General features: G+C 45.1%; 13 protein-coding genes and 10 tRNA genes. All 23 read right to left on the reverse strand.

What is annotated here, in order from left to right:
* Positions 1-11: 11 nt before the first annotated feature.
* The 23 genes from luxS to recA all read right to left on the reverse strand — a co-directional run bounded on the left by luxS (position 12) and on the right by recA (position 18,573).
* Complete coding sequence (luxS, locus tag AC3CH4_RS12740) at positions 12-530, reverse strand: S-ribosylhomocysteine lyase (RefSeq protein ID WP_017079953.1); 519 nt, start codon at positions 528-530, stop codon at positions 12-14.
* Positions 531-554: 24 nt separating this feature from the next.
* Positions 555-1,205: a transglycosylase SLT domain-containing protein gene (locus tag AC3CH4_RS12745; RefSeq protein ID WP_004735500.1), complete on the reverse strand. Its 651-nt coding sequence runs from the start codon at positions 1,203-1,205 to the stop codon at positions 555-557.
* A gap of 10 nt (positions 1,206-1,215) precedes the next feature.
* A complete protein-coding gene (gene gshA, locus AC3CH4_RS12750) occupies positions 1,216-2,784 on the reverse strand; it encodes a glutamate--cysteine ligase (protein WP_029222726.1) in 1,569 nt (522 codons plus the stop codon).
* Positions 2,785-2,883: 99 nt separating this feature from the next.
* Positions 2,884-5,742: a M16 family metallopeptidase gene (locus tag AC3CH4_RS12755; RefSeq protein ID WP_488543033.1), complete on the reverse strand. Its 2,859-nt coding sequence runs from the start codon at positions 5,740-5,742 to the stop codon at positions 2,884-2,886.
* Positions 5,743-5,751: 9 nt separating this feature from the next.
* Positions 5,752-6,213, reverse strand: a complete 462-nt coding sequence (locus tag AC3CH4_RS12760) for a YqaA family protein (protein WP_004735497.1) — start codon at positions 6,211-6,213, stop codon at positions 5,752-5,754.
* Between the two features lie 6 nt (positions 6,214-6,219).
* Complete coding sequence (locus tag AC3CH4_RS12765) at positions 6,220-7,173, reverse strand: NADP-dependent oxidoreductase (RefSeq protein ID WP_004735496.1); 954 nt, start codon at positions 7,171-7,173, stop codon at positions 6,220-6,222.
* A 163-nt stretch (positions 7,174-7,336) separates the two neighbouring features.
* Positions 7,337-8,467 (reverse strand): sodium ion-translocating decarboxylase subunit beta, encoded by a 1,131-nt coding sequence (locus AC3CH4_RS12770; protein WP_237291064.1) that lies wholly within the window; start codon positions 8,465-8,467, stop codon positions 7,337-7,339.
* A gap of 9 nt (positions 8,468-8,476) precedes the next feature.
* Positions 8,477-10,258 (reverse strand): sodium-extruding oxaloacetate decarboxylase subunit alpha, encoded by a 1,782-nt coding sequence (oadA, locus tag AC3CH4_RS12775; RefSeq protein WP_237300304.1) that lies wholly within the window; start codon positions 10,256-10,258, stop codon positions 8,477-8,479.
* Positions 10,259-10,289: 31 nt separating this feature from the next.
* Positions 10,290-10,547 (reverse strand): oxaloacetate decarboxylase subunit gamma, encoded by a 258-nt coding sequence (locus tag AC3CH4_RS12780; RefSeq protein WP_010435831.1) that lies wholly within the window; start codon positions 10,545-10,547, stop codon positions 10,290-10,292.
* A 375-nt stretch (positions 10,548-10,922) separates the two neighbouring features.
* A tRNA-Arg gene (locus AC3CH4_RS12785) sits at positions 10,923-10,999 on the reverse strand.
* An 84-nt stretch (positions 11,000-11,083) separates the two neighbouring features.
* Positions 11,084-11,160, reverse strand: a tRNA-Arg gene (locus tag AC3CH4_RS12790).
* Positions 11,161-11,244: 84 nt separating this feature from the next.
* A tRNA-Arg gene (locus AC3CH4_RS12795) sits at positions 11,245-11,321 on the reverse strand.
* A 100-nt stretch (positions 11,322-11,421) separates the two neighbouring features.
* Positions 11,422-11,498 (reverse strand) — tRNA-Arg (locus tag AC3CH4_RS12800).
* A gap of 101 nt (positions 11,499-11,599) precedes the next feature.
* Positions 11,600-11,676, reverse strand: a tRNA-Arg gene (locus tag AC3CH4_RS12805).
* 84 nt (positions 11,677-11,760) lie between these two features.
* Positions 11,761-11,837, reverse strand: a tRNA-Arg gene (locus tag AC3CH4_RS12810).
* A 101-nt stretch (positions 11,838-11,938) separates the two neighbouring features.
* Positions 11,939-12,015, reverse strand: a tRNA-Arg gene (locus AC3CH4_RS12815).
* 85 nt (positions 12,016-12,100) lie between these two features.
* Positions 12,101-12,193 (reverse strand) — tRNA-Ser (locus AC3CH4_RS12820).
* Positions 12,194-12,241: 48 nt separating this feature from the next.
* Positions 12,242-12,318: transfer RNA gene (locus tag AC3CH4_RS12825), tRNA-Arg, on the reverse strand.
* A 46-nt stretch (positions 12,319-12,364) separates the two neighbouring features.
* Positions 12,365-12,457: transfer RNA gene (locus AC3CH4_RS12830), tRNA-Ser, on the reverse strand.
* 477 nt (positions 12,458-12,934) lie between these two features.
* Positions 12,935-13,132, reverse strand: a complete 198-nt coding sequence (gene csrA / locus AC3CH4_RS12835; protein WP_004415691.1) for a carbon storage regulator CsrA — start codon at positions 13,130-13,132, stop codon at positions 12,935-12,937.
* Between the two features lie 92 nt (positions 13,133-13,224).
* Positions 13,225-14,406, reverse strand: coding sequence for an aspartate kinase (locus AC3CH4_RS12840; RefSeq protein ID WP_080583151.1), 1,182 nt, complete (start codon positions 14,404-14,406; stop codon positions 13,225-13,227).
* Between the two features lie 220 nt (positions 14,407-14,626).
* Positions 14,627-17,209, reverse strand: coding sequence for an alanine--tRNA ligase (gene alaS / locus AC3CH4_RS12845; RefSeq protein ID WP_017087203.1), 2,583 nt, complete (start codon positions 17,207-17,209; stop codon positions 14,627-14,629).
* 323 nt (positions 17,210-17,532) lie between these two features.
* Positions 17,533-18,573, reverse strand: coding sequence for a recombinase RecA (gene recA, locus AC3CH4_RS12850; protein WP_004735435.1), 1,041 nt, complete (start codon positions 18,571-18,573; stop codon positions 17,533-17,535).
* Positions 18,574-18,655 lie beyond the last annotated feature (82 nt).

The following is an 18,655-nucleotide window of genomic DNA, read 5'->3' on the forward strand; positions in this document are numbered from 1 at the left end:
AAGAAAAGTGATTAGTCGATTTTAAGCTCTTGCAGCATAGACTCAGGCAATGCCAGTTCATCATTTTTGTTTACAGAGATACCAGCAGCAATTATCGCATTAGCGATATCTTTAGCTTCATCCAAAGAATGCATTGCCGCAGTACCACATTGATACTCGTTCAGCTCAGGGATCTTATTTTGATTCTCAACTTTCAGCACATCTTGCATTGCAGCCAACCAACCGTCTGCCACTTGCTGCTCTGAAGGCGTACCAATTAGGCTCATGTAGAAACCAGTACGACAGCCCATCGGTGAAATATCAATGATCTCCACATCCGAACCGTTCAATTGATTACGCATAAATCCTGCGTATAGGTGCTCTAGAGTATGGATACCTTTCTCAGATAGAATGTCTTTGTTTGGCGCAGTAAAACGCAGGTCAAACACAGTGATGGTATCCCCTTTTGGGGTTTGCATTGTTTTAGCTACACGAACTGCAGGTGCGTTCATACGCGTGTGATCAACAGTGAAACTATCTAATAAAGGCATTGCTCTTCTCCGTGACGGTTGGCTTTAGAAAAACCAACTTCTATTGTCTTCTAGTTCTTTACGACACTGTTTAAGCTGCCATCCATAATCTTTTGCTTGCTGTTCGACTTTGCGCGCCACCTTAATCAATGATGGTTTGCTATTGTATGACTTACGCTTATAACCACCACGACCTTCATGATAAGCCAAATACTGGTTATACGGATCCCATAGTGAAATACCAAGCTGACGACGCGTCTCGCTGGTGTACCAACCGATGAACATCAATGCATCATCAAAGTTGGTTCTTGAGCCACCGTTATTGGTCGCCTTTTGGAAGTCTTCCCAAGCAGGGTCTTGAGCTTGTGCATAACCGTAGGCACTACTCACGCGTCCCCACGGAATAAAGCCAAGAATGTAATCTTTAGGCGGGCGCGCATCATGACGATAGCTACTCTCTTGTTTCACAAAAGCCATCGCTACGTTGATCGGCGTGCCCCACTCTTCTTGCATATCGAGAGCATCTTCATACCACGACGGGTGTTCTCTGAAGATGCTACACAAGTTATCTTGCTGCTTTGGCGGTGGCGTGGCACATCCAACCAATAGGCTAGAGACAACACCAACAGTCACTACTGGCAACCATTTTCCACTTACGCGTTTAGGCTGGCCTAATAAGGCTTGCTTCCTTTCCACCAAAGTCTCGCTATGCTTTTAAATACGAAAAATAATCCGTTAAGAAGCTGTCAAAATCTTGAGTGCTTGCTTCTTCACTTTGTTGCTGAGCAATCACAGAGCGTTGAACTTCCGCTTCCATCAACTCAGCTGAGTAAACTTTATATTGGTGTGCTTTGTGTTGCTGAGCGTACGTTTTTCCTAACGCACAACCTACTTTACCCAAGCCACCTAATTTTTTGGTCTCTTCTAGCAACTGGCCAGAAATAGTCAGCTCTGGGTTATCGATCCAAGTTTCAAGCGTATCGCACGTTTCTTGGTATGCACGACCACCTTGCTCAGCATCCATCAACTCAGCGATAACACGAAGATCTTTGAATACGCGTTTAGCCCAATCTTGCAGAGACAGTCTCTCGCCATCACAACCAATCTTGAGTTCTAAACCAACCTGACGACCTTCTAAGATCACCTTGTTCCAGTTATCGCGCCAGCATTCAAGTTCGCAGTTATCCATCTCAGCAGAGTCAGATAGAACACTCCAAGTTAAGAATAGATCGAGGAAGCGAACTTGTTGCTCATTGATACCAATTGAGCTGAATGGGTTTACGTCCAAAGAACGAACCTCAATGTACTCAACACCAGCACGAGCCAGTGCTTCCGATGGTTTTTCACCACTTTTCGCCACGCGCTTAGGACGAATTGGCGCATAAAGCTCGTTCTCGATTTGAAGAACGTTACTATTCAATTGACGGTATTCACCATCAACCTTAGTGCCAATCTCAGCAAACTCTTCTGATGGCGTGCGAATCGCTTGGTTCAAACCTTCAAGGTACTGGTCTAGGCTGTTGAAGCCAATCTTTAATACGCTTTGAGCACTATTGGTGTAGCCAAGATCACTCAGGCGAAGTGCCGTTGCTTTTGGCAGATACAGTGTCTCGCCAACCTTCTCAAAAGGTAACTTTGTCTCTCTTCCTTTGATGAAAGAAGGACATAGTGCAGGTGAAGCACCGAAGAAATATGGGATTAACCAACCAAAACGGTAATAATTACGAATCAAACCAAAGTACGCATCTGACTTAGCTTCACAACGCGCTTCTTCTGTTTGCTCTCCAAACAGGCTATCCCAAAAACTTTCTGGGAAAGAGAAGTTGAAGTGAACACCAGAAATAATCTGCATCAGGCTACCGTAACGGCGCTTTAGGCCTTCACGATATAGCGTCTTCATTTTGCCGTTGTTAGAGGTGCCGTATTGCGCTAGCTGAATGTAATCTTCACTGCCTACGTAACAAGGCATAGAAAGCGGCCACATCTTTTCGCCATCTAACTTGGTTTGTGTGAAGTGATGGATATCAGACAACTGATTCAAAAGAGTCGGAACGTCGTTAGAAACAGGCGTAATAAACTCCAGTAGCGACTCGGAAAAATCGGTCGTTACCCATCCGTTCATCAACGCAGATCCCAAAGCCTTAGGGTGCGGCCCAGTAGCAAGATGCCCATCTTCCGTGTAGCGTAACGTTTCCCTTTCAACACCACGACCAAATTGAGAGAAGGTCTTAGGGTTGGTTGCAACTTGCTTTAGTCGCGCAGCAAAATCAGTCAAAATTCAGTTCACTTATCTTATATCGTTCTGATTAGAACTATCATAAATTAGGTTGGAGGAGGAAAATAGAGTCTTTTCCCTCCCCCTTTAATGTGTACTCTAACGAATGATTTCAAGCTCTTCTATTGGAATATCTAACTTTTCTAGTTGAGGACGAAGCGAAGTCGCGTCGCCAACAACAATTATTTGATAATCATTCGGGTCAAACCATTTCTTCGATAGCTCGTTTAAGGTCTCTTTTGAAACCGTTTCAACTATCTGATTACGCTGTTGTAGGTAATCTTCATCAAGGCTCAATGCAACAATATTACTCAACAATCCAGCCTTTTGACTTGGCGTTTCGTATTTAAGCGCATCTTGTTGACCGACGGCAAGGCGCATAAATTTCACCTCTTCGTCAGTTAATCCACTCTGACTAAATTCATTTAGCTCGGCGATAAACTCTTGAATCGATGGAACCGTCGCATTTGCTCTCACTTGAGCACTAAATACTACCGCACCAGTTTCACGAGTACTCGCGAAGTAACCGCTTGCACCGTAAGTGTACGCCTTGTCTTCACGTAAGTTTTGGTTAATGCGGCTATTGAAGTTACCGGCTAAGTTAAAGTTGGCTAGCTGGCTCAAATACAACTCACCAGTCGCGTCGAAAGGTAAACCTTTACGCACTAAACGAACAATACTTTGCGGCGCACCCGGTTTATCAACTAAATACAGATGCTGTCCTGAAAGCTCTTTGATGATCTGAGGACGCGTTAGTGGTGCCGCATCGCCTTGCCACTGTTCAAAGAATTGTAGCTGTTTCCCCACCTCTTTCTTCGAGATGTCTCCCACAACAACAATATTGGCACCTTCCGGTGTGTAGTGTTGTGCATAGAATTTTTTCACATCATCTAAGGTTAGCTCCGATAGAGACGCCTTGGTGCCATCGCTTGCTCGAGCAAAAATACTGTCGCCAAATAGCACTTCACGGGTTGCTTGAGAAGCCATCCAGCTTGGTTGTTGATGCTGATAGACAACACCTTCAAGCATCTGCTTCTTAACACGTTCAAAGTCTTGCTCATCAAACTTAGGCTCAAACAGAACCTCTTGTACGATCGCTAAGGTTTGAGGCAGGTTTTTCTCTAGCGTTGAAACCGAGATATCCGTGGTATAACTGCCTGCGCCAATGCTAACGCTACTGCCAAGCTTATCTAAGGTCGCCTGTAGTTCTTCAACCGTTCGTTTAGTCGACCCCTCTTCCATCATCGAAGCCGTTAGGTTCGCTAAGCCTTCTTGACCTTTACGAACATAGCGTTCGCCTGCAGGCAGTTGAATTTGCAGCTGTACTGTCGGCGTTTCACTGGTCACGGTACCAATCAAGTCAGTGCCGTTCGCAAAGTGCATGCGGTACAACTCAGGCATGGTCGCTTCAACACCAAAGTTCACTTCTGGCATCACGCTGCGATCAAATGTGTTTGGCGCCTTTCTGAAATCCAGTTGGTCTTCCGTCACCTTGCTGTATTCAGGAAGGGTACGTGCAGGTGTGGTAAAGGTAGCCTCACGAACCGCTAAGTCGAGTTTTGTCTTAGGAACCACACTCAACGTAACCTTGTGCTTGCCTTCGATGAAATCTTGGTATGCCTTGCTTACGCTTTCTGGAGTAACCGCTCGAATTTGATCGAGTTGCGATTCAATGCGATCCGGCTGACCATAGAAGGTTTGGTTAGACGCAAGCTGTGAAACCTTACCTTTAACACTTTGTAGTGCAAAAACTGCATCCGCTTCTGCCATACCAGTGATCTGATCTAAACGCTCTTGTTCAACGCCCTCTTTCGAGAATTGATCTAAGGTATCCATCAGCTCTTTGTTTAGAACCGTCAAATCGCCTTTTTCACCTGAATTACCCATCGCATACACATACATGGTACATGCAAGCTCAGCACAATCATGGAAAGATCCTGCGCTCACCGCTTTTTGCGTTTTTACGAGGTTTTGATACAGGTAACTGTTGGTGCCAGAACCTAACACATTGGACAGTGCATTCAATGAAGCCTGCGTCTCTTCACCACGATACGTTGTTGGCCAACCAACAAGCACCATCGGCTGACGAATATTATCTTTTAAGGTGATGTACTTATCTTCAGTCAGCACTGCAGGTTGCTTCTCTGCCGCCTTAACTTCAGGTCCTTGAGGGATAGGGCCAAAGTACTTGTTAACCCACTCTAGCGTGTCATCAACGTCGATATCACCACCGATCGTTAACACGGCATTGTTTGGGCCATACCAGCGTAGGAAGAAGGCTTTAAGATCATTCACATCCACACGGTCTAAGTCTTCCACATAACCAATTGGTTGCCACGAGTACGGGTGACCTTCAGGGTAAAGCGCTTCACCCATGCGTTCCCACATTAAGCCATAAGGACGGTTTTCGTAGCTTTGAGCTCGCTCGTTCTTAACGGTGCCTCTTTGAACTTCAAATTTCTTCTGAGAAACGGCATCCAACAAGAAGCCCATGCGGTCTGATTCCAACCACAGCATTTTCTCAAGTTGATTAGATGGAACGGTTTCAAAGTAATTAGTTCGGTCACGGTTGGTGGTGCCATTTAACGAACCACCCGCTTCGGTGATGATCTTGAAGTGCTGTTGATCACCGACGTTCTCAGAGCCTTGGAACATCATGTGTTCAAAGAAGTGAGCAAAGCCTGATTTGCCAATCTGTTCACGAGCAGAACCCACATGATAGGTCACATCAACATGAACAAGTGGATCAGAATCATCAGGAGAAAGAATAACGGTCAAGCCGTTTTCAAGCTGATACTTCGCATAAGGAATCACGACTTTATCTTTAGAAGGCTTAACCTCTTCTAACAGAGTGACGCCTTCCGGTAACGAGGAAAAGAAGGGTGTTGAGCTAGGTACATTGTAAGAACAGCCAGCAATGGCGATAAGAGAAAATGTACCAAGTAAAACCTTTTTCATAGGTTCTCCTTAGAAAAAACCGAAGTAGATAGCAGCAAGTAAGCTGTAGCGAGCGGCTTTGCCAATCGCTATCAAAATAACGCTAGGGATAAATTTCATTCTCAGCCAACCCGCAGCCAGACATAAAGGATCACCAATGATGGGTAACCAACTGAATAACAATGTCCAGTAACCATAACGGCTCAGCCAAGCCATAGCCTTATGACCATGCTTTTCAGATTGAGTTCGATTAGGCAACCACAAACCAATCCAATAGTTGGTCAGGCCACCTAAGGTATTACCAAGTGTCGCCAGCAAAATGATCGATGATGTTGAGAACTGATCTAAGCTCAAGGCTGCCACAAGGCTCGCTTCTGATCCCCCGGGCAATAATGTGGCACTCAAGAAGCCACTAATAAAGAGTACCCACAGCGCCGAGTCAGAGAACCACAGCGCTATGTTTTCAAACAGAGAATTAAAAAACTCTAGCACTGCATATCAACCTTCTTGCATTTTAAGTAGTACCTTGCCTCTGGTATGTCCGGTTTCAACCTGTAAATGAGCTGACTGCGCTTCGTCTAACTGGTAGATACCTTGAATTTCTGTTTTGAGCAATCCGACACTGACCATGTACAACATAGTGTCCATTTGCTCTGGGTTTGGTTCAACCAGCATGCCTGATGCAGTAAAGCCTAATAATGTTGCTTTTTCGCAGATCAATTCAGCAGATAAAGTTGGGACTGTCACCACTCTTGCGCCATCTTTTAGGCACTTCAACGCATCGAGAGCGGTATCGCCACCAACCAAATCAATCAGCACATCGACATCAGAGACTCTTTCCGATGCTGGCGCAAATTTATAGTTAATCGCATGAGCGCCTAACGTTGCTAAGTAATCAAGATTCGCTTCACTACAAGTTGTGTAAACCTCGGCTTTCGCTGCCACGGCGATTTGAACCGCTAGATGACCAACGCCGCCTGCGCCCGCCAAGATAAGTACGCGATCGCCCTCTTTCACTTCAGCTTTGTTGAGCGCTTGGGCTGCTGTTTGACTGGCTAATGGTAATGCCGCAGCCGCTTCTAGAGTCACCGAATCAGGAACCATGCTTAATGCCGCTTCTGGGACACACACATATTGGCTGTAACCGCCACCTTGCAGTGGGAAACCAATAAAGCCGGCAACGTTATCACCAACAGTAAAACGCTCTGCCTGTTCGCCTAGGGTGACAATTTGCCCTGAAATGTCATAACCTGGAACCCAAGGCAGGTTATCTTTATTCTGGGCTGCAGCCCAACCTAGACCTGCACGGGTTTTAACATCAATCGGATTAATGCCCGAAAAGGAAACTTTAACCACCACTTCTCCAGCCTTAGGCTCAGGAATAGCACGGGTTTGAATACTGAGGTTTTCGACACCGCCGAATTGAGTAATCGCTATCTGTTTATTTTCCATTTCCACATTTCCTTGATTGATAAAAGCCCTAATGAGCAAGCACCCTAATTGATAAAAAGAAAGGGATGCGAAAGCATCCCTTTGACTATAAACCATTTAATAAGGCTAAGTTAACCGCTCATTCGTAAATTGACGACCAATTAACGTAACGATACGTGACCTACTAACCCACTAGAGCTAATAGAATACCCGCCGCAACCGCACTACCAAGTACACCTGCCACGTTCGGGCCCATCGCATGCATCAACAAGAAGTTTTGAGGGTTTGCCTCAAGACCAACCTTGTTTACAACACGAGCCGCCATCGGAACCGCTGATACACCGGCCGCGCCAATCAATGGGTTGATGTCTTCTTTAGAGAAGCGATTAAGCAACTTCGCCATTAACACGCCACCCGCCGTACCAATACTGAACGCCACCGCACCTAAACCTAAAATACCCAGCGTCTCTAAGTTCAAGAACGTGTCCGCTTGAAGCTTAGAACCAACACCTAGGCCTAGGAAAATAGTTACGACGTTAATCAATTCGTTTTGAGCTGTTTTTGAAAGGCGATCAACCACACCCGCTTCACGCATTAAGTTACCCAAGCAGAACATACCTACTAGAGGTGTTGCTGAAGGTAGGAACAGAATCGTCATCAGTAGTACAGCAAGCGGGAAAAGGATCTTCTCGGCTTTACTAACGTGACGTAACTGCGCCATCTTAATCTTGCGTTCTTCCGGCGTCGTTAGCGCTTTCATGATAGGTGGCTGAATAATAGGAACTAAAGCCATGTAGCTGTAAGCCGCAACTGCAATGGCACCTAGTAGGTCAGGAGATAACTTACTCGCCAAGAAGATCGCGGTTGGGCCATCGGCACCACCAATGATCGCAATTGACGAAGCATCTGCCATTGAGAATTCCATTCCTGGAACATAGTTCAGCAAGATCGCACCAAATAGCGTTGCGAAGATACCAAACTGAGCCGCAGCCCCTAGCCATAACGTTTTAGGGTTAGCAATCAACGCACCGAAGTCCGTCATTGCACCAACACCCATAAAGATCAGCAGTGGGAAAATACCCGTTTCAATACCAATGTAGTAAACGTAGTAAAGCAAACCACCGGGATCAGTAAACCCAGCATTTGGAATATTTGCTAATACAGCACCAAAACCAATCGGTAATAAAAGTAACGGTTCAAACCCTTTACGAATTGCCAAAAACAACAATAAGCAACCGACCAGCATCATACAAATCTGGCCGAACTCAAAGTTAGCAATCCCTGTTTCAGACCATAAGGTCATCAATCCTTCCATGGTACTCCCTTACGCTAAGCTTAGTAGTGGAGCGCCTACAGTAACTGCATCGCCTTCTTTAACATTCAATTCCTGAACGATACCACCACGAGCAGCACGAACTTCCGTTTCCATCTTCATCGCTTCCAAGATCAGTAGCACATCGCCTTCAGCCACTTCAACACCTGGCTGAACGATAACTTTGAAGATGTTGCCTGCTAATGGAGCTGGAACTGCTTCTGCATCAGAAGCCGCTGCAGGTGCAGCTTGAGCCCCTTGTGCTGGCTTAGCTGATGGAGATACCGATGTGAGTTCGCCTTGTGGGCCAACTTCAACATCATAAACTTGACCATCAACCTTCACGCTGTAGCTTTCAATGCTGCCTGCAACAGGCTGTGGTGCCGCAACAGGAGCTGCCGTTTCTGCAGTTGGTGCAGGTTCAAATGCTTCAGGGTTACGACGGTTCTTAAGGAACTTAAGGCCGACTTGTGGGAAAAGTGCGTATGTCAGTACATCATCAACGGTATCTTCAGCGAGTGAAATGCCATCTGATTTCGCTTTTTCTAAAAGGTCTGTCGTTAACGTATCCATTTCAGACTTAAGTAAATCAGCAGGACGACACGTGATTGGCTCTGCACCATCTAACACTTTCGCTTGCAGTTCAGCATCAACCTCAGCAGGCGCTTGACCATATTCACCTTTCAGTAGACCAGCAGTCTCTTTAGTGATGCTCTTGTAGCGCTCACCCGTTAGAACGTTGATAACCGCTTGAGTACCAACAATCTGAGAAGTAGGTGTTACCAAAGGAATGTAACCCAGCTCTTTGCGTACACGAGGGATCTCTTCGAGCACTTCGTCCATACGATCGGCTGCGCCTTGCTCTTTAAGCTGACCTTCCATGTTGGTTAACATGCCGCCAGGAACCTGGGCAATCAAGATACGTGAATCAACACCTTTTAGCTGACCTTCCCATTTCGCGTACTTTTTACGTACATCACGGAAGTAAGCCGCGATGGGTTCGATCTGATCAAGCTTAAGATTGGTATCACGCTCTGTACCTTCTAACATCGCAACAACCGTTTCGGTTGGCGTGTGACCGTAAGTACAGCTCATTGAAGAAATAGCGGTGTCTAGAATATCGATACCCGCTTCAACGGCTTTAACCGCTGTTGCTGTCGATAGACCGGTTGTCGCGTGGCTATGCAACGCTAGAGGAACGTCACACGATGCTTTGATACGTGTAATCAGCTCTTCCGCTTCATACGGCTTTAATAAACCTGACATATCTTTGATACATAGTGAATGACAGCCTAGATCCTCTAGGCGTTTAGCCAAATCAACCCAAGTATCTGAGTTGTGAACCGGACTGGTTGTGTAAGACAACGTACCTTGAGCGTGACCACCAACATCAATCGTTGCTTTCACTGCTGTTTCAAAGTTACGTACGTCATTCATCGCATCAAAAATACGGAATACGTCCATGCCGTTCTTATGGGCACGTTCAACAAATTTCTCTACTACATCATCCGCGTAGTGACGGTAACCCAATAAATTTTGACCACGCAGTAGCATCTGCATTGGTGTGTTTGGCATCGCTTTTTTCAGCTCACGCAAACGCTCCCACGGATCTTCTCCTAGAAAACGAATACACGAATCAAACGTTGCGCCGCCCCAAGTCTCTAAAGACCAGTAACCGACTTTATCCAGTTCTGCCGCAATTGGCAGCATATCTTCGATACGCATACGAGTAGCAAATAGTGACTGGTGCGCGTCACGAAGTACCACATCTGTGATAGCTAGTGGTTTAGACATGCTCATAAACTCCTTTTTAATCCTTTAAATGCTACTTAGCAGTAGACGCACGGTATTGATGAACCGCGGCCGAAATTGCTGCCACTACCTGTGGACTAACAGCTGAAGGGTTTGATTGTGATTTTTTAATTTTTTTAGGTGCTGCGATCGGCTCTGGTACTTCTTCTGGTACCAGTTTTGACATCAACCGAACGAGATAAACTAGAATAGTTAGGAAAATAAAGACAACGGACATCCCCGTTATCATTAGAGTCGCCGCATCTCCTAGCAGGCTTCCAATATTAGTCATGTTGCTTCCTTTCTTCGTCATCCTGACATACGTGCAGGATTTCAGCGAATAGTGATCCCGACCCATGGATTATCTCGATTGGTAAAAGTTTGTCAATTTTGTTTAAGGTTCTGTTACGGATAACGCACACATAAGGTTAATTATTCGCCTATCAGATCACATAAATCTGTCAAATACGTCATTTATAGATATTTAAACTGTGACTTAAACAAGGCTTTTCTTAGAAATGATATGAGAAAGGTGGAATAACAAAGAAGCAATCAAGAATTACTTTAAATACAACAAGTTAAACAACGATAAAATTTAACATTATCGCAACAAATTTGCAGCAGACATAAAAAAAGCCTCGTATAAACGAGGCTTTCTTTAATAAGGTGGTGCGCCCTGGAGGATTCGAACCTCCGACCGCCTGGTTCGTAGCCAGGTACTCTATCCAGCTGAGCTAAGGGCGCAACGGTTTCGATATTAAGCTTTTAGCTAAGGCAATAAAGCAAAACTAAACGTTCAACATCAGGGTTAATAAAAACCCTAAATAGTGGTGCGCCCTGGAGGATTCGAACCTCCGACCGCCTGGTTCGTAGCCAGGTACTCTATCCAGCTGAGCTAAGGGCGCAACGGTTTCGATATTAAGCTTTTAGCTAAGGCAATAAAGCAAAACTAAACGTTCAACATCAGGATTAATGAAAACCCTAAATAGTGGTGCGCCCTGGAGGATTCGAACCTCCGACCGCCTGGTTCGTAGCCAGGTACTCTATCCAGCTGAGCTAAGGGCGCAACAGTTTCGATATTAAGCTGTTAGTTAAAGCAATAAAGCAGTTAAGGCAATAAAGCAAAACTAAACGTTCAACATCAGGATTAGTGAAAACCCTAAAAGTGGTGCGCCCTGGAGGATTCGAACCTCCGACCGCCTGGTTCGTAGCCAGGTACTCTATCCAGCTGAGCTAAGGGCGCAACGGTTTCGATATTAAGCTGTTAGTTAAAGCAATAAAGCAGTTAAGGCAATAAAGCAAAACTAAACGTTCAACATCAGGATTAATGAAAACCCTAAATAGTGGTGCGCCCTGGAGGATTCGAACCTCCGACCGCCTGGTTCGTAGCCAGGTACTCTATCCAGCTGAGCTAAGGGCGCAACGGTTTCGACACTGAGCTTTTAGCTAAGGCAATAAAGCAAAACTAAACGTTCAACATCAGGATTAATGAAAACCCTAAATAGTGGTGCGCCCTGGAGGATTCGAACCTCCGACCGCCTGGTTCGTAGCCAGGTACTCTATCCAGCTGAGCTAAGGGCGCAACGGTTTCGATATTAAGCTGTTAGTTAAAGCAATAAAGCAGTTAAGGCAATAAAGCAAAACTAAACGTTCAACATCAGGATTAATGAAAACCCTAAATAGTGGTGCGCCCTGGAGGATTCGAACCTCCGACCGCCTGGTTCGTAGCCAGGTACTCTATCCAGCTGAGCTAAGGGCGCACGGTATCTTCAAGTGAAGAAGTTGTGAAATATATCACATTCTTGTTTCTACGAAACAAAAAAAAGGCCATAGGCCTGTAATGAATGGCGGTGAGGGAGGGATTCGAACCCTCGATGCGGCTACAAACCACATACTCCCTTAGCAGGGGAGCGCCTTCGGCCACTCGGCCACCTCACCAAATTCATTATTCTTATCCATTACTTATTAACAAAGTAATCTAAAGAATGGTGCGCCCTGGAGGATTCGAACCTCCGACCGCCTGGTTCGTAGCCAGGTACTCTATCCAGCTGAGCTAAGGGCGCACATTGTTACTTCTGTGTTTGCTTGCAAATTCAAACGTGCAAGAAATGGCGGTGAGGGAGGGATTCGAACCCTCGATGCGGCTATAAACCACATACTCCCTTAGCAGGGGAGCGCCTTCGGCCTCTCGGCCACCTCACCGTCTTGCGGAGGCACATATTACGTTTTACCGAAAATATGTCAAACACTTTATTGAAAAAAACCGGACAAAAACATTCAACCGTTTGCAATTTAATCAAAGCGCTTGCAAATTGAACTTATAACATCCAATTAGAGCTTTTTCCCTTAAAAATTAAGGTGAAAGATTGGCAATAATTAACAGCGGAAAACAATTATCTAATTTATCTCGCAGTAAGTGTCACTGCTGATTGCACCATACTACGGGATGCTCGATTTCGCCATAGGGTAAGTCAGTAAAACTTGAACTATGGCAAACAAATATCACGGTGCTTCAATAAGAGTTAACTCTGGTGGCGTGGCTTTTCTATATCAAGCACTCCATCCAGCATCTATAACTAAGCCAGCTAGTGAATCAACCTATTGCTAAGTTGTGATTATGTGCACCCCAAGATCAAAAAAGGCTAGCAACAATGCTAGCCCCTCTTCTACGCAAAAGTATTAGTAGTTGCCAGATGCAACGTTACCATTACCTTTTTCAGCTTGAATGCGCATGTAGATCTCTTCACGGTGAACAGATACTTCTTTAGGTGCGTTAACACCAATACGTACTTGGTTACCTTTAACGCCTAGTACAGTAACTGTTACTTCATCACCAATCATCAGTGTTTCGCCAACACGGCGAGTCAAAATTAGCATTCTTTGCTCCTTGAGTAATCTCTAAATTTATCTAGCTACGAGAGCATTATCCAACAAAAGTTATATTTTCGTAAACTATCGATTGAGTTTATTTAACCAAAATGCACTTCTTTTTTAAGATAACCCTGTGTTTCACGCGCTACGATGTATGCATTGTGTAATATGTTAGCAGCTATATCGACTTGCGTTGGTGATATCACCAAAGTTAAAGACTGCTGCTGCAATAAGTGATGTTGTACATCAATTTCGCCTTCAGACAACAATCCATGTGAACTGACCACAATTTCTTGCGTTCGGCTTCCTACCACAGTTAACAAACTAACATATTCACTATTACGGATTTTTTCAGCAAAAACTAGTTTTAATTTAGCACTTATGTCCGGTTTGATAATGAGCGCTGCCCGTTCTGTTTCCTCGATCACACTACAGACTTCGATCCCTAACAACTGGCAATGCGACATGAGAGACGGTAAATCTTGATTCAAACATTCGATGCGAACCATATCTCTTTGAATGGCTATTCCAGCAATATCATTCAAACAATCATTACCCGCGATGAGAGTGCCCTCGCCTTCTTCAAAACTCGAAAGTACTCTCAGTGGTACATTGTGTCGCCATGCATGCTGAACACATGGCAGGTGCAAAACCTTCGCGCCTCTGCGAGCCATTTCTTCCATAGAGGGAAAGTCTAAGGTGTCTAATTTTTTAGATTGCTTAACCACTCTAGGGTCGCAGGAATATACGCCATCAACGTCGGTATAGATCTGACACTCTTTAGCTTGAAGCGCGCCCGCTAATGCAACAGCCGTGGTATCTGAACCACCTCGCCCTAAGGTTGTGATGTCACCTTTCGCATTAACGCCTTGAAAACCTGCAACAATGACAATCTGGTCATCATCTAACAGCGCTCTAATAGGAGCGGTATCAATACGCTCAATCGTCGCATTATTATGATTAGAATCGGTGTGTATCTTGGCTTGATAGCCGGTCATCGATGTCGCTTCATAACCCAACTTGTGCAACGTCATCGCCAACAAAGCCATGGAAACTTGTTCTCCAGCCGTTAACAACACATCCAATTCTCTAGCGTTTGGGACACTATCAACTTGTGAAGCTAAGTTAACTAACCGATTTGTTTCACCTGACATAGCAGAAACGACAACCAAGATCTGGTTCCCTTCATTTTTCGCTTCAATGATTTTTTCTGCTACATGATGGATCCGCTCTATTGAACCCACCGACGTTCCACCAAATTTCTGCACGATAAGAGGCATTTTCACCCGTCCTCACCTTCCCAAGACCAATGTCTATATATGACAAAAAAACAAATACTCCGCGTCAGAGCGAAGCAATAAAAAATTAACCAAGGAGTCTAACGTTTCCATTGGACTTCTTGGTTAATCTCAATCAAACCTTGTTTAATCACGCTTCCAATAGGCAAAATAAAAGATGCCCAATCAACTGATCGGGCATCTTTGTATCAATTACTTAAGCTTAAAGACGCTCTTCTAGCCAAGTACGCACAGATTTAAGCGCTTCAGGTAGTGCTTCAACGTCGGTACCACCCGCTTGAGCCATATCTGGACGACCGCCGCCTTTACCGCCAACTTGCTCAGCAACCATCTTAACGAGGTCACCCGCTTTTACTTTGCCGATAAGGTCTTTGGTTACGCCAGCAATCAAGCCAACTTTACCGTCTGCGATATTCGCAATCAGGATGATGCCGCTACCTACTTGGTTTTTAGCGTTATCAACCATAGTGCGTAGGTTCTTGTTGTCTGCGCCTTCAATTGCAGCAACCAAAACTTTAGTACCAGAGATGTCTTCTACTTTGCCCATGATATTTGCGCTTTCTGCAGCAGCCATCTTTTCTTTAAGCAGTTGGATTTCTTTCTCTAGCGATTTCGCTTTCTTAGCTGATTCAGCCAATTTCTCTTCGTAAGCGTTAGCCTGAGCTTCTACTGCATCTAGAGCAGCTTCACCCGTTACCGCTTCGATACGACGAATACCTGCAGCGATACCACCTTCAGATGTGATCTTGAATAGGCCGATATCACCCGTATTGCTTGCGTGGATACCACCACAAAGCTCAGTAGAGAAATCGCCCATCGACAGAACGCGAACTTCATCATCGTACTTCTCGCCAAACAGTGCCATTGCACCTTTTTCTTTCGCTGACTCGATGTCCATGATGTTGGTTTCAATCACGTGGTTCTTACGAACTTGTACGTTAACCAAACGCTCTACTTCTTTAATCTGTGCCGGTGTTACCGCTTCAAGGTTAGAAAAGTCAAAACGTAGGTTGTCTGGCTTAACTAAAGAACCTTTTTGTGCAACGTGCTCACCTAGAACTTCGCGCAGTGCAGAGTGAAGTAAGTGAGTTGCAGAGTGGTTTAGTGAGATAGCAGCACGACGCTCAGCGTCAACCGTTGCTTCTACTTTATCGCCTTGAGCAAATACACCTTCAACTAGCTCACCGTGGTGAGCAAATGCGTTACCTAGCTTCTGAGTGTCTTGTACTTTGAATAGACCAGATGCTGTTTTTAGCGTACCAGCGTCACCACATTGACCGCCTGACTCAGCGTAGAATGGTGTCTCTTCAAGGATGATGATTGCTTTGTCGCCAGCCGATAGTGAAGATACTTCTTCGCCGTCAACAAATAGCGCAGAGATTTCACCCGCACCTTCAGTCGCTGTGTAACCACAGAACTCAGTGTTCGTGTCTACTTTGATCGTCGCGTTGTAATCAGTACCGAATTGGCCTGCTTCACGTGCACGCTTACGCTGTGCTTCCATCGCCTTCTCAAAGCCTTCTTCATCGATAGTAAAGTCGCGTTCACGAGCTACATCGTTAGTAAGGTCAGCAGGGAAGCCGTATGTATCGTAAAGTTTGAATACTGTTTCACCGTCAAGCTCTTTGCCTTCAAGTGCGTCTAATGCGTCGTTTAGGATAACCATGCCGCGCTCTAGCGTGCGACCAAAGTTCTCTTCTTCGATGCGAAGTACTTTTTCAACAAGCTCTTGTTGTTTCTTAAGTTCTTCAGCTGCAGAGCCCATCACTTCAGCCAGTACACCCACAAGTTTGTGGAAGAACACGCCTTGTGCACCAATCTTGTTACCGTGACGAACTGCACGACGAATAATACGACGTAGAACGTAGCCACGACCTTCGTTTGAAGGCATTACGCCATCAGCGATTAGGAATGAACAAGAACGGATGTGGTCAGCAATAACGCGCAGCGATTGGTTAGATAGGTCGTCGTGACCTACTACTTCTGCTGTCGCCTTGATTAGCTTTTGGAATACATCAATTTCGTAGTTAGAGTGAACGCCCTGCATGATTGCAGAGATACGCTCAATACCCATACCAGTATCTACAGCTGGCTTAGGTAGCGGTTCCATAGTTCCGTCAGCGTGACGGTTGAACTGCATGAATACGTTGTTCCAGATCTCGATGAAACGGTCACCATCTTCTTCAGGTGTACCAGGACGGCCGCCCCAAATGTGCTCACCGTGATCGTAGAAGATTTCAGTACATGGACCACAAGGACCTGTGTCACCCATCGTCCAGAAGTTATCAGATTCAAACTTCTTGCCGCCTTCTTTATCGCCGATACGAACAATCTTATCAGCAGGAATACCTACTTTCTTGTTCCAAATATCGAACGCTTCGTCATCTGTCTCGTAAACCGTTACTAACAGGCGATCTTTTGGCAGACCTAATGTTTCAGTCAGGAATTCCCAAGCAAACCCAATCGCTTCTTCTTTGAAGTAATCGCCAAAGCTGAAATTGCCTAGCATTTCGAAGAATGTGTGGTGACGAGCCGTGAAACCTACGTTTTCAAGGTCATTGTGTTTACCACCCGCACGTACACAACGCTGAGCCGTAGTTGCTCGAGAGTAGGCACGCTTTTCGGCGCCTAGGAAGCAATCTTTGAATTGGTTCATACCTGCGTTAGTGAACAGCAGGGTTGGATCGTTATGTGGAACTAACGATGAACTGTCTACGATTTGGTGTTCTTTGCTCTCAAAGAACTTAAGGAACGCGTTGCGAACCTCATCAGTGCTCATGTACATGCAGCTCTTCCTGAAAATAGTCGAGTTAGAATTTTGCCGTATTGTAGATCATGGTTAAGGCTTCGACTAGTTTTCTTGTAGAAAAGACACCCTTGGGCAGGATTTTAGTTGGAAATCGATAAAATGAAGAATATTCCACTAGCTCAGATAGGGAACAAACCAAAAATTGGCAAGCTACCTCAAACAACCAAATAGATCTAGCAAGGCGCTGCAAGGATGGGGACAGATACTTTGACAAAAAAAGCCCCGCATAAAATATGCGAGGCTTCCTATTCTTTCAAAGCGGATGTTCCTTTCAAACACCCGCTCTATAAACCGTTAGCTTATAGCTCTTCGTTTTCTTCTTCTTTCTCTGCGCCTTTTTCTTCAAGAACAGCAGGAGTCAGTAGCAATTCGCGAAGCTTAGTGTCAAGTTCCAGAGCGATCTCTGGGTTTTCACGTAGGTGCTTACAAGAGTTTGATTTACCTTGGCCGATCTTGTCGCCTTTGTAGCTGTACCAAGCGCCCGCTTTCTCTACTAGCTTATTCTTAACACCTAAATCGATAAGCTCACCTTCGCGGTTGAAGCCTTTGCCGTAAAGGATTTGAGTTTCAGCTTGTTTGAATGGTGCAGCAATCTTGTTCTTAACAACCTTGATACGAGTCTCGTTACCAACAACTTCATCACCATCTTTGATTGCACCAGTACGGCGAATATCAAGACGAACAGATGCGTAGAACTTAAGTGCATTACCACCTGTTGTTGTTTCTGGGTTACCGAACATTACACCAATTTTCATACGAATTTGGTTAATGAAGATAGCCATACAGTTAGACTGTTTAAGGTTACCTGTCAGCTTACGCATTGCTTGAGAAAGCATACGTGCTTGAAGACCCATGTGGCTATCGCCCATTTCGCCTTCGATCTCAGCTTTAGGTGTTAGTGCAGCAACCGAGTCAATAACAAGAACATCGATAGCACCTGAGCGAGCCAGTGCATCACAGATTTCTAGAGCTTGTTCACCGGTATCAGGTTGAGATACAAGCAAAGCATCGATATCAACACCCAACTTTTGAGCATAGATAGGGTCAAGTGCGTGTTCCGCATCCACGAATGCACACGTTTTACCCACTCTCTGCGCTGCAGCAATAAGCTCAAGCGTTAGCGTTGTTTTACCTGATGATTCTGGACCGTAAACTTCAACGATACGTCCCATCGGTAAGCCACCAGCACCTAGTGCGATATCTAGAGATAGAGAACCTGTAGAAATAGTTTCTACGTCCATTGTGCGGTTATCACCAAGACGCATGATAGAACCTTTACCAAATTGCTTTTCAATCTGACCAAGGGCTGCAGCTAACGCTTTTTGTTTATTCTCGTCCATTTCTATCTCCACATAATCGGTTGTTTCAACAAGCGACTTAGAATCTATTTCTAACCCACAAAGGGGTGACTAATTGGCTTTT

This window comes from Vibrio sp. QJM3NY_26 (assembly GCF_057786005.1).

Excerpts from the sequence above, each read along its gene's own strand:
- luxS (WP_017079953.1), bottom strand. The coding sequence starts at position 530 with ATGCCTTTATTAGATAGTTTCACTGTTGATCACACGCGTATGAACGCA.
- AC3CH4_RS12755 (WP_488543033.1), bottom strand. The coding sequence starts at position 5,742 with ATGAAAAAGGTTTTACTTGGTACATTTTCTCTTATCGCCATTGCTGGC.
- AC3CH4_RS12765 (WP_004735496.1), bottom strand. The coding sequence starts at position 7,173 with ATGGAAAATAAACAGATAGCGATTACTCAATTCGGCGGTGTCGAAAAC.
- AC3CH4_RS12770 (WP_237291064.1), bottom strand. The coding sequence starts at position 8,467 with ATGGAAGGATTGATGACCTTATGGTCTGAAACAGGGATTGCTAACTTT.
- oadA (WP_237300304.1), bottom strand. The coding sequence starts at position 10,258 with ATGTCTAAACCACTAGCTATCACAGATGTGGTACTTCGTGACGCGCAC.
- AC3CH4_RS12780 (WP_010435831.1), bottom strand. The coding sequence starts at position 10,547 with ATGACTAATATTGGAAGCCTGCTAGGAGATGCGGCGACTCTAATGATA.
- csrA (WP_004415691.1), bottom strand. The coding sequence starts at position 13,132 with ATGCTAATTTTGACTCGCCGTGTTGGCGAAACACTGATGATTGGTGAT.
- AC3CH4_RS12840 (WP_080583151.1), bottom strand. The coding sequence starts at position 14,406 with ATGCCTCTTATCGTGCAGAAATTTGGTGGAACGTCGGTGGGTTCAATA.
- alaS (WP_017087203.1), bottom strand. The coding sequence starts at position 17,209 with ATGTACATGAGCACTGATGAGGTTCGCAACGCGTTCCTTAAGTTCTTT.
- recA (WP_004735435.1), bottom strand. The coding sequence starts at position 18,573 with ATGGACGAGAATAAACAAAAAGCGTTAGCTGCAGCCCTTGGTCAGATT.